The organism is Flagellimonas myxillae (assembly GCF_023502235.1).
GTDB classification, from domain to species: Bacteria; Bacteroidota; Bacteroidia; order Flavobacteriales; family Flavobacteriaceae; genus Flagellimonas; species Flagellimonas myxillae.
On sequence record NZ_JAMFLY010000001.1, the window covers coordinates 1203283 to 1215231 of the forward strand.

13 protein-coding genes are annotated in these 11949 nt (G+C 44.3%); 10 read left to right on the forward strand and 3 right to left on the reverse strand.

Features of this window, described 5'->3' with window-relative positions:
- Positions 1–28: 28 nt before the first annotated feature.
- Entirely contained in the window at positions 29–1114 is a 1086-nt protein-coding gene (locus tag M3P07_RS05525; protein WP_249968897.1) for a vWA domain-containing protein, read from the reverse strand.
- Positions 1115–1296: 182 nt separating this feature from the next.
- On the opposite strand from M3P07_RS05525, the gene M3P07_RS05530 reads away from it, so the two are divergent.
- From M3P07_RS05530 to M3P07_RS05575, 10 genes are read left to right on the forward strand one after another with little or no spacing between them, the layout of a single operon-like run.
- Positions 1297–1758, forward strand: coding sequence for a (2Fe-2S)-binding protein (locus tag M3P07_RS05530; RefSeq protein WP_249968898.1), 462 nt, complete (start codon positions 1297–1299; stop codon positions 1756–1758).
- Positions 1759–1792: 34 nt separating this feature from the next.
- On the forward strand, positions 1793–4021 hold the full coding sequence (locus M3P07_RS05535) for a xanthine dehydrogenase family protein molybdopterin-binding subunit (protein WP_249968899.1): 2229 nt from the start codon (positions 1793–1795) through the stop codon (positions 4019–4021).
- 4 nt (positions 4022–4025) lie between these two features.
- Positions 4026–4280 carry a MoaD/ThiS family protein gene (locus M3P07_RS05540; protein WP_249968900.1) on the forward strand — a complete coding sequence of 85 codons (255 nt, stop codon included), beginning with the start codon at positions 4026–4028 and terminating at the stop codon, positions 4278–4280.
- 44 nt (positions 4281–4324) lie between these two features.
- The gene (moaA, locus tag M3P07_RS05545) at positions 4325–5311 is read left to right on the forward strand and encodes a GTP 3',8-cyclase MoaA (protein ID WP_249968901.1); all 987 of its coding nucleotides are present in this window, start codon (positions 4325–4327) and stop codon (positions 5309–5311) included.
- Positions 5312–5333: 22 nt separating this feature from the next.
- A complete protein-coding gene (locus tag M3P07_RS05550) occupies positions 5334–5927 on the forward strand; it encodes an NTP transferase domain-containing protein (protein ID WP_249968902.1) in 594 nt (197 codons plus the stop codon).
- 1 nt (position 5928) lies between these two features.
- Entirely contained in the window at positions 5929–7002 is a 1074-nt protein-coding gene (locus M3P07_RS05555; RefSeq protein ID WP_249968903.1) for a HesA/MoeB/ThiF family protein, read from the forward strand.
- Positions 7002–8204 (forward strand): molybdopterin molybdotransferase MoeA, encoded by a 1203-nt coding sequence (locus M3P07_RS05560; RefSeq protein WP_249968904.1) that lies wholly within the window; start codon positions 7002–7004, stop codon positions 8202–8204. Before M3P07_RS05555 ends, M3P07_RS05560 begins: the two co-directional genes overlap by 1 nt.
- On the forward strand, positions 8201–9211 hold the full coding sequence (locus M3P07_RS05565) for an XdhC family protein (protein ID WP_249968905.1): 1011 nt from the start codon (positions 8201–8203) through the stop codon (positions 9209–9211). Before M3P07_RS05560 ends, M3P07_RS05565 begins: the two co-directional genes overlap by 4 nt.
- A gap of 3 nt (positions 9212–9214) precedes the next feature.
- Positions 9215–9829, forward strand: a complete 615-nt coding sequence (locus tag M3P07_RS05570) for a nucleotidyltransferase family protein (protein WP_249968906.1) — start codon at positions 9215–9217, stop codon at positions 9827–9829.
- A complete protein-coding gene (locus tag M3P07_RS05575) occupies positions 9816–10898 on the forward strand; it encodes an amidohydrolase family protein (protein ID WP_249968907.1) in 1083 nt (360 codons plus the stop codon). Before M3P07_RS05570 ends, M3P07_RS05575 begins: the two co-directional genes overlap by 14 nt.
- Before the next feature lie 3 nt (positions 10899–10901).
- On the opposite strand, the gene M3P07_RS05580 is transcribed toward M3P07_RS05575, so the two are convergent.
- On the reverse strand, positions 10902–11045 hold the full coding sequence (locus M3P07_RS05580; protein ID WP_249968908.1) for a hypothetical protein: 144 nt from the start codon (positions 11043–11045) through the stop codon (positions 10902–10904).
- 53 nt (positions 11046–11098) lie between these two features.
- A complete protein-coding gene (locus tag M3P07_RS05585) occupies positions 11099–11725 on the reverse strand; it encodes a GntR family transcriptional regulator (protein WP_249968909.1) in 627 nt (208 codons plus the stop codon).
- Between the last annotated feature and the right edge of the window lie 224 nt (positions 11726–11949).

The window sequence follows — 11949 nt, forward strand, 5'->3', positions numbered from 1 at the left end:
TTTGGAAACAGGGAGCTTTTTAAAAAGATTATTCACATCCCCCTGTAAACCCAGTGGCACTAAATTCGGTCTGTACGGCACCTTGAAGCCCTCCATGGGTTAGCTGGATGACCAAGTTGTTGTCACCACTTCCATCCCGTTTTGGGGTACAGTATTCAAATAGGTAGTAGCTATTGGCCTGTTCCGATACCCGCTGGGAAATTTGGTTAAAGGTAGTTTCAAGTTCTTCCTTGTTCCCGGCGAATACGCTGGCGGTCCTTCCTATATCGGCCAATACATCAGCATCTATTTCTGCACCAAGACCAATGGTAAAGAAAGCAATATTTCGGTCCGCATCCGTCACGGCTTTTAATGCAGCTTCTTCTGTATATCTGGAGGCCTGATCTGTGCCATCGGTAAACAATACTATGGAGGCCGCTCCAATGATTCCATTTTCATTGTTGGCGCTTATCAGATCATCTGCTTTTTCTGTCACTTTGATAACGGCGCCATAAAGATCTGTCGAAGGGTCGTTGCTAATATCTGCCGTAATCCCATCAATCGAAGCTACCAATTCTGAAGAAGAGGAAGTGGGTTCGTTCAACAGATGCAATTCGTCCTCACCGTCAAACCAATAGATTGCCATTTTAAAAGATTCGGTTTCTGGGCTGGGCATCACATTATTGATAAAGCTCGTAGAGGCCGATTTAAGTTCATCCAAACTATTCTCTAGAACGCTGTTGCTCAAGTCCAAGACCAGTAAAGTGTTGTTATTGAACACTTGGGAGTTGGGGGAGATTCGCGCCAAGGATTCGGAGGAGGATATGGTATTGAAACAATCATCGTTCCTGCCCTGTTCGTAAATGGTGAACTGACTTGCCGTCAAACCCGAGATTGGATTTCCCAATAAATCGGATACTCTAAAAAGAATGGAAACCTTTCCCGGTAAGCTGATAAACTGATTTTGTATGGAGAGCAGCAATTCGTTGTCCTCAAAACCCAAACAATCATCAGGTTCTTTTCCTTGGCCAAGTTCCCCATGGTTGATATCGAAGCTAACATCGTCATCGGCATTGCCACAGGATACAAGAAGAATAGCAAATAAAAAAGAGAGGTATTTGAATGCAATTTTCATTTTCAAAAAGTTTGAGGTTCTGTTTGCTAAACGCATAAATAAGTTGAAAAGTATTCCCCATTTTCAGTTAAGCATTAAAGAAAAGTTAAAAACTAGGGGCCCTTGTTAAAAAAAGGTCAATCCAACCATTTTTTGGTAACTTCATCAGAAATCTTTCTGAATCAATCAATTCAATAACAACTATGCCAACGTATCAAATTAAAGTAAATGGAGAGTCCAAAACGGTCGATGTTGCCGAGGACACTCCGGTATTGTGGGTGCTTAGGGACCATTTAGACCTAGTAGGCACCAAATATGGATGTGGAATTGGACAATGTGGTGCTTGCACGGTACACGTGGATGGGACTGCAATGCGAAGCTGTTCCCTCACCCTTGCCCAAATAGATGGTAAGTCCATTACCACCATTGAAGGCCTGTCCGAAGACGGTATGCACCCTGTGCAACAGGCATGGAAAGAGGTGGATGTTCCACAATGTGGATATTGCCAAGCCGGTCAAATTATGACGGCCAGCGCTTTCTTGGAGAACAATCCGAATCCGACCGAGGAGGAAGTGAAAAATGCCATGCACGGAAACATATGTCGCTGTGCATCCTATACCCGAATCAAAAAAGCTGTAATGACCGCAGCGGACAACATGGGTTGATTCCAACTTAAACCACACCTCTAAAAACAACAAAATGTCATCAAATTCAACAATAACATTTAGTAGAAGGGCTTTTATGCGTACCTCCTCCCTTGCAGGGGGTGGGATGCTTATTGGCTTTAACCTGTTTCAAGCCTGCAAACCAAAGGCCGAACCTCCTGTAGATCTTTCACAGTTAAATTATAACGACTTCAATGCCTTTATAAAAATTGCGGACAATGGGGCCGTGACCATTTTTTCGCCCAATCCAGAAATTGGACAGGGAGTGAAGACATCGATGCCCATGATCATTGCCGAAGAGCTTGATGTGGCCTGGAAGGACGTCTATGTGGAACAGGGCAAATTAGATAATGAAAATTTTCAACGACAGGTGGCCGGCGGAAGCCAGTCCATTCGATTTGGATGGGATGCCCTAAGGCAGACCGGTGCTACGGCAAAACAAATGTTGGTAAGTGCAGCTGCGGCCCGGTGGGGTGTAGACCCCTCGGAATGTACGGTAAGTGAGGGAGTGATCACCAATGCCGCGGGGGAGACCTTGGGCTATGGCGATGTGGTCAACGAAGCCGCTTTGCTGGAAGTACCAGAAGATGTAAAACTGAAAGACCCAAAAGATTACAAGATCATGGGTAAAAGTGCGGTGAATGTGGATATTGACAAGATTACCTCTGGGAAGCCGCTTTTTGGATTGGATTATAAAACCGATGGAATGGTCTATGCCGCGTTGGTAAGACCTCCGGCCTTTGGCCAAAAATTGGTTTCCTATGATGATACCGAGGCCCGTAACATGCCTGGAGTGATTGATGTAGTTAAGATTGGCGAGAAGGTCAGGGCCCTTTTGGCAGAAGACCCAGGTTTTGGAAGTAAAATTTCCTCCAGTGACAAGGTGGCTGTGATTGCTGAAACTACCTGGCAAGCCTTTAAGGCCAAGGAGGCCATAAAAGCAGTTTGGGAAGAAGATACTTCTGTGGAAAGTACTGAGGGTCACGATAAAAAACTCACTGCCCTTTTGGATGGTAAGGAGTTCAATACCATGCGTTCCGATGGGAATATTAAAAAAGCTTTTGCAGAGGCAGACGAGGTGCTTGAGCGGACTTATGAGTCGCCATTTTTGCCCCACAACTGTTTGGAGCCCATGAATTTTTATGCCGAGGTGACCGATGAAAAGGTTCATTTGGTTGGGCCTATCCAAACCCCGGCCTGGAAGGCAGGATTAGTGGCCAAAATGCTGGGCAGGGACGAAAAGGATATCGTTTTGGAAATGACCCGAATGGGAGGGGGTTTCGGAAGGCGCTTGTTCGGGGACTTTGTAATTGAGGCTGCCGAGGTTGCTGATGTTATCAGAAAACCGGTAAAGGTGGTTTTCACCCGGGAAGACGACATGGGCATAGGAGTTTACCGACCAGCCATTAAGTATCGAATAAAGGCGGGAATCAAGGATGGAAAGATAACGGCATACCATTTAAAAGAAGCCGCCATCAATGATGGGATGTATGGCCTTATCCCCAATTTTTTCCCTGCAGGGGCTATAGAAAATTATCAGGTTGACTCTGCTTCCTACAATAGTAATATAACCACCGGAGCATGGCGGGCGCCATACACTAATTTCTTGGCTTCGGCAGAGCAAAGTTTCTTTGACGAATTGGCCGAGCTGATGGATGTGGACAAGATCCAAATGCGATTGGATTTATTGGATAAGGTGAAACCAGAAGACGATGAGCGCATCCAATATTCACCCGAGCGTATGAAGGAGGTTATAAAGGTTGCTGTTGAAAAATCTGGATGGGGCACCAAACCCAGTCATGTGTATCAAGGATTTGTGAACTACTATTGCCATAATTCCCATGTGGCCCAGGTGGCCGATGTTGAGGTGGTGAACGGAGATCCTGTGGTCAAGAAAATTACCTGTGTTGTGGATTGTGGCATTGTGGTTAACCCAACAGGAGCTGTTAATCAAGCTGAAGGTGGGGTAATTGATGGTGTTGGACATTCTATGTACGGCGACTTTACATTTGATGGTGGACAGGGCCACGCGCAGAATTTTGATAAATTCCGTCTTATCCGTATGCGGGAAGTTCCAGAAGTGGAAACCCACTTCATCAAAAATGAACTTTCACCAACAGGATTGGGCGAGCCTACATTACCTCCAGCAGGAGGTGCCATAGCCAATGCCTTTAAGGCAGCAACGGGCAATAGATTGTACCAGCAGCCATTCACCAAAAATCCAGAACTTTTAAAAGTACCTGAAAAAGAAGTAATAGGTTGATTGTATGACAATACTGTTGTTTGGGGTAACCAAGGACATTGTGGGCAGTTCCACCTTGTCCGTTCCCACAGCTAGCGCTACAGGTAGAAAAATTCCGAAAACGGTCAAAGAGCTTAAAGAGTTCCTGGGGGAAACCTATCCGGAACTTAATAAGCTCTCTTCCTTGGCAGTAGCAGTGAACAATTCTTATGCCCAAGATGATGAATCCATTGATGCTTACGATGAAATAGCGCTTATTCCCCCTGTAAGCGGTGGGTAGTAAGGGGCACAATTGGTATCTTGCATTACAATTGAAAGGATATTATGCTGATTGACAATCACAATAGAAACATCAATTATTTAAGGTTGGCTGTTACCGACAGGTGCAATCTTCGTTGCAACTATTGCATGCCTTCCGAGGGTATTGATTTTGTCAAAAACGATAAACTCTTGACTATTGATGAGCTGATTTCCGTGAGTGAAATTTTGGTGGGGCAGGGGATTGATAAAATCCGGATAACCGGAGGGGAGCCTTTTGTACGGAAGGATTTGATGGTGTTGTTGAGGGCATTGTCCAAGATGACAGGACTCAATGACATTTCGGTGACTACCAATGCGACCTTGATCGGACCTTATATTGATGAGCTTAAGGAATTGGGAATAAAGAATGTAAATGTGAGCTTGGATTCCATCAATAAGGAAACTTTTGAGCGCATTACCCGTAGGGACCAATTCGATACGGTCCATAACAACCTGATTCGGCTGATTACCGAAGGGTTTAACGTTCGAATCAATTTTATTGTATTGGATGGGCAGAACGAGCAGGACATGATTCCCATTTTGGAGGTGATGAAGCATTACAATGTATCTGTTCGCTTTTTGGAGGAAATGCCCTTTAACGGAGGAACCAAAAACTTCTCAGGAATCAAATGGCACCACAAAGCCATTTTGGACCATGTGGCACAAGCCTATCCTGAATTTGAAAAATTGGAATCCCCCAAAACATCTACTTCGGTCAATTATAAAATAAAAGGACATGCGGGGACATTTGGAATCATCCCATCCTTTACCCGAACATTTTGCGGCAGTTGTAACCGATTACGAATTACCGCAACAGGGGATGTGATTACTTGCCTATATGGGAAACCCAAGGCCAATGTCCGGGATATTGTTCGTGGAGAATCGGCTAAAGAAAATATTGAAAAGACGATTCTAAAAGCAATAGGCACTAGGGCCAAAACAGGATTTGAAGCCCAAAAAGAACATTCCCAAACAGTGTTTGACAACTCCATGACCTCCATTGGAGGCTAAACAAAACAGCTAAAATTTTACAATGTCAAAAGAATTACCACAATTATATGGTTTGGTACTGGCGGGAGGCAGAAGCACCAGAATGGGTTCTGATAAGGGTTTGTTGAATTACCATGGTGTTCCCCAAAAGGATTATCTGTACCAACTTTTGGGAGAAATATGCGATAAGGTCTACTTAAGCGTGCGGGAGGACCAACAAACTTCAAACTCCAGTGATGTGGATGTAATTGTGGACAAAAATGAATATCGGGGCCCCTTCAATGGCATATTGAGTGCCCATGACGCGCATCCCAATGTGGCTTGGCTGGTGCTTGCCTGTGATCTCCCTTTGCTCGATTTGGATTCGTTAAAATTATTAAAGGAACAACGCAATCCCGATAAACTGGCAACCTCCTTTGCCACAACAGAAAGTGGACTGCCAGAACCGCTAATAACCATTTGGGAACCGGAAGGACTTAAAACTTCGATTATGCATTTGAGAACTACCGATAGTACTTGTCCGAGAAAATTCTTGATCAAATCCGATGTGCAATTGGTGTTTCCTGAAAAAGATGAAGTACTGTATAATGCAAATTCTTTGACGGACTATGAGTTTGCCAAATCCAAATTAGGGTGACATGGATTTCCGATACGACAGACAGACCCGTTTAAAAGGATTCGGTTCCGAAGGTCAAGCCAAACTGGTAGCTGGCAAGGTATTGGTGGTGGGACTTGGGGGACTTGGACTGCCTGTGGTTCAGTATCTGAATGCAATGGGTGTTGGAACCTTGGGGCTTGTGGATCAAGATATTGTGGAACTGCATAATCTCCAACGACAGGTCCTCTATTCGGAAAAAGATCTGGGTAAATCCAAATTAGAAGTAGTCCATGAAAAGTTGGGCGCGCAAAATGCGTCAACACATTTTAATCTCTATGATACTTTTCTCACCAAGGAAAATGCAATGGATATCCTTCAAGGATACGATGTGGTAGTGGACGCAACGGATAATTTCCCTACGCGCTATTTGATCAATGATGCGTGCATAATCCTTGGAATACCTTTTGTTTATGGCGCCCTACATGGTTTCGAAGGCCATGTGAGTGTCTTTAATCATCAAGAGGGTCCAACTTACCGCTGTTTGTATCCTAACATGCCATCTTCGGAAGAAGTACCAGATTGCAATGACAATGGGGTTTTAGGCGTGATTCCGGGAATAATAGGCACCCTGCAAGCCTTGGAAACAGTAAAAGTGTTGACTGGGATTGGTGAAGTTTTATCTGGAAAATTGATGGTTTATGATGGATTAAGTCAAAATGCGACCAAGATTAGTTTTACGCCCTATCCAGCTAACCTGAAAATAAAAAGACTTCAGGATTCTTATGAGTCCTTGGACTGCGAACTGGTCCTGGAAATCAATGTTGAATCCTTCCAAGCCATAAGGGATTCTGCTACTCAACTAACCCTAATCGATGTTCGTACTCCAGAAGAATTTGAGCAAAACCACCTTTCTGAAGCTAGGAACTTACAGCTAAACCAATTAGGTGAAGTAAAACCAGACGCAGTGTTTCCACAGGAGGTCTATGTGATATGCCAATCGGGAAAACGAAGCGCCCAAGCCGTAAAACAGCTTCAAAAGCTATATCCCAACTCTCAATTTTATTCTATTTTAGGCGGGATGAACAAAATGATGGCGATAAGCCCTAACCTATAATGATTTCATACGAAACCGCTATTCAAAAGGTCCTGGAACAAGCTACGGACTTTGGTACTGAGGAAGTGGAACTCCATAAATGCAATGGCCGCGTTCTTGCGGAACCCATACTCGCTGATCGGGATTTCCCACCATTCGACCGGGCAACCAAGGACGGAATTGCCATAGATTTTAAAGGAATTAAATCCGATGGGCAGTACTTTGAGATATCGGGGATGGCCCCAGCAGGAAGTCCACAACAAAAACTGACGGATGCTTCGCAATGTCTTGAGGTGATGACGGGTGCCATTATGCCTGAAAAAACCGACACGGTGGTCATGTACGAGCATCTTGAGCAAAAGGGAAATGGTTTTTTACTCCAAGAACCGGTGAAGCAGGGGCAAAATATTCATTATAAAGGGAGCGATGTAAAACAAGGCGAAACCTTGCTCTTGGCCGGGACGCAAATCAATGAAGCCGAAATCGGGATTTTGGCTTCTGTTGGAAAATCCATGGTCAAGGTTAAAAGATTACCGAAAATTGCTGTGATATCAACTGGGAACGAGCTTGTGGACATCCATGAAACTCCAGAACCCCACCAGATCAGGAAATCCAATGTGCACACCTTGCGAGCTCTGCTCGGAGCACTTCAGATTGAGGCCGATACATTTCATCTCGTGGATAATCCATCGGTCCTCAAAGAAAAGTTGGCCGTAATTTTACAGGATTATGACGTCCTCCTATTAAGCGGGGGAGTCTCCAAGGGAAAGTTTGATTTTTTACCCGAGACCTTTGATGCCCTTGGGGTTGAAAAAATATTCCATAAGGTGCGTCAGCGTCCAGGGAAACCCTTTTGGTTCGGGCGGCATTTGGAAACCAAGACCACTATTTTTTCGTTTCCTGGAAATCCTGTGTCCACCTTTGTGAGCTACCATGTGTATTTTAAACCTTGGCTTAACAAAACTTTGGGAACAGCTTCATCCCAAATTACCGTATTTTTAAGCGTGCCTGTCCAAAATAGTACCAAACTTACCCTATTTGTTGGGGTTACGGTTGTCCTGTCAGATGGAAAGCTGATTGCCAAGCAGGTAACCACAACCGGTTCCGGGGATTTGATGGCATTGTCCAAGGCCGATGGATTTATTAAAATAGAACCAGCGGTAACGGCAGGGGAAAAAGGGAAATCAGTTCCCTTAATACCAACAAGAAACTTGGTTTCATGACGCACGAACTAAAGTATATTGTACAGCAATTTGAACGCAGAAAAAAGTTGGGTCACCGGGCTGTTCTTGCCACAGTGGTAGCCTTGGATGGGTCGTCATACCGAAGACCTGGGGTGCGTATGCTCATTTTTGATTCCGGGGAAATGGTGGGGGCTGTAAGTGGGGGCTGCGTTGAGAAAGAGGTGATTCGGCAAGCTGAGTCGGTCTTTGCTTTGGGAACTTCCAAGGTTATGGTATATGATGGAAGATACCGGCTAGGCTGCGAGGGCATCCTCTATATTCTTATTGAAGCGTTTAATCCTGATGGGGTATTTATTTCCTCGTTCTGGGATACTATAAAAAAGAGGCAGCCTTTTTCCATTCATTCCTATTTTGAAAAAGAGTACGGCGAACATGTCAATTATCATACGGTTTTTCAATTCAACACTGCTTCACAATACATTAACCAAGCAAATCCACCAGTGAGTACTGGGCTTATGGAATTTAGGCAGGAGATGCATCCTTGTTTTCAGCTTGTTATAATCGGAGCAGAACACGATGCCGTGCAGCTCTGCAAATACGCTTCGTTGACCGGGTGGGAAGTTACGGTGGTGGCCTCCCCCGGGGAGGAAAAAAAGGAAGGGGACTTTCCTGGTATCCATCAGTTGATCAATGTAGAGCCAGAGGCTTTTCGGCTTTCCCTGGACGCCCAGACGGCTGTGGTGATCATGACGCACAGTTATGTGAAAGACCTTCAGTTCCTAATGGCGTTAAAGGATGAAAAGGGGCCTTATATTGCACTTTTGGGGCCTTATCGCCGCAGGGAAAAGCTATTTGATGAGCTTTTGGAAAGGTGTCCGGATATTCATGAAGAGTTCCTGGATCAAATCCATGGCCCGGCTGGAATCGATATCGGCGCAGAGACACCCCAGGAAATTGCAGTTTCCATCGTCTCTGAAATTCTGTCCGTCGTAAGGGGTAAAAAACCTGCCTTGCTCAAACATAAAATGGGTAAAATACACACTTGACCCATGTCTGGAGAAATTCCCACCCTTATATTGGCCGCAGGAGCCTCAACCCGCATGAAAGGGGCTATAAAACAATTGCTTCCTTGGGGGGATACCAACTTATTGGAACACGCCATCGCTCAGGCAAGGCCTATTTCAGAAGAGGTTTACGTGGTTTTGGGGGCAAATGCCGATACAATCATTGAATCTATTAGCAAGGAGGTTAAAACCATTCTAAATCCAAATTGGAAATCGGGGATGGGAACCACTATAGCCACTGGGGTTAGGGCAATCATGGACACCAAAAGTTCGCCAAGGGGCGTATTATTGATGTTGGCAGACCAACCCCTTATGGATACCGCCTATCTACAGGGTTTGAAAAATGCCTTTGCTCAAGGAGACCACAAAGTGGCGGCAACCCATTACGGGAATAGCTGGGGCGTACCTGCGCTATTCCATTCTTCTTTGTTTCCAGAGTTGGCAGGTTTGAATGAAGAATTTGGAGCCAGGGCCATTATCAAAAAATATAAATATGCAGGTATTTCCATTCTTCCTATGGGGAAAGAGCGTGATATTGATACAGTAGAAAATTATAATCAACTATCTGAATTACATAATATTAACAATGAAAAACTATAGTTTTACTTTAATATTAATCCTTTTGGCGTGTTGTGCTTCGGCCCAAGAAATGGGTTTTGAGGAATACAATCCTACATCCACTTTGGTGGTCCCAGAAAATCCCGTGGAAAAGGCCAAATTCACTTTTATCGATGTACATAGTCATCAATTCAACATGGAATCCCAAGATCTATCCGGATTGATTAGGGATATGGATCATATGAACATGGGGGTGATGGTGAACCTGAGTGGGGGCTCCGGTACAGGATTACAGGCCAAGCTTAAAAATGTGAATGAGCACTATCCAAACCGATTTGTGGTGTTCGCCAATGTAGATTTCAGTGGTGTAGGTTCCCCAAATTGGGGCGAGAAAGCTGCGGCACAATTGGAAGCTGACGTGCGAAGTGGGGCCAAAGGACTTAAAATCTATAAAAGTCTGGGGTTGCGATACAAAGATGTGGAGGGATATCGTGTTGCGATTGATGACCCAAGGCTAGATCCCGTTTGGAAAAAGTGCGGGGAGTTGGGAATTCCAGTGCTGATTCACGCTGCGGATCCAAAATCTTTTTGGGACCCGATGGACGGGAACAATGAACGCTGGTTAGAGCTGAAAACACGGCCCAGACGTAAGCGGTCGGCCACTAATCCAGCGCCATGGCAGCAAATTATTGATGAACAGCACCGAATGTTCAAAAAACACCCGAATACCAAGTTTATCAATGCCCATATGGGTTGGTATGCGAACAATTTGGAAAGGCTAGGGGAGTTACTGGACGAAATGCCCAATATGTATGTGGGAATTGGTGCCATAATAGCTGAATTGGGCCGGCAACCTAGACAAGCCCATACGTTCTTTGTGAAATATCAAGACCGTATTTTGTTTGGGAAGGACAGCTGGAAACCTGAGGAATTCCCGACCTATTTTAGAGTTTTGGAAACCGACGATGAGTATTTTCCATATTACAAAAAATACCATGCGTTTTGGGCAATGTACGGATTGGACCTACCCGACGAGGTCTTAAAAAAGGTGTATTATAAAAATGCGATTAAGCTTATTCCTGGAATAGACGCCTCCCTTTTCAAGGGGTAACCTTTACCTACTTTCGCTGGATGGATTGTTTTCCAGTTCCTGATTACCCAAATCTTGGAAAATTCCACATGAAATCTGTTTTTTGATGAGGGATTTGGACCGTTTACGTTTGACCAAGGTTTCAATCTCTTTATTTAGGAATTGCATGGCGAAGGACATTTATGAAGAAACGGAATCTATTGGTTTTTAGTATGCAATGTCTAGCTTACCAACTGTTTTTCCACATATTCCAGCACCACCATCCAGTTCATTTTTAAGATGAGTGCGGCAGTTGGTACATTATTTTCCTCAATAGCTCGGATAATAGCTTCGTTTTGGTTGTCCACATTTTCGTAGAAACTAGCATCATTACCATGACCTTGCTCGTAAAAGCGTAATCGGGTTTTGAGGTCATCCAAAATTTGAAGGAGTACCAAATTGGTGCTGTTTTGGACCAATAGTTCATGAAATTTAAGCCTCGCCTCCAATCGCGCCATTGAGGTATGCGCTTGCTGCAGTTTCAGTTGTTGCTTACGCAAGGCCTCTAGGTCGGATTCATGATAGGTAGCGCTTTCTACTGCAGTGATTTCCAGTTGGGCTATGGTCTCATAGAGGTTTTTGGCTTCTTTTTTGTTCAGCTTGGGCACCACAAAGCCACGGTTGGGAATCGCACAAATAACCCTCGATTGCTCCAATTGGCTCAACGCCTCACGAATAGGTGTGACACTTACCCCAATATTCCGTGATAGGGATGCAAGATTAATGGTTTTGCCCACTTGGAGTTCTCCCTTTTGTATTTGGCCAAGTAAGTGGGACTTTACTTGGTTTCTGAGTATCTGAGGTTGCATAAAGCCAAAATACATAATCGTATACGATTCATGTATAAACATCGGTCAAACGCCTTTAAATTAGGGCAATGACCACATTACCACAAAACCTTAAGATTTATTTCGGGTAAACAAAACAAGTAGAAGCAGGGTATTCACAAGTTTTTCGAAAGTAATCATCCCATTTCCCCTGTCAAGTTCCAATTTTGTTTCATTTTTATTTACCTTAATACATATGATGAGAC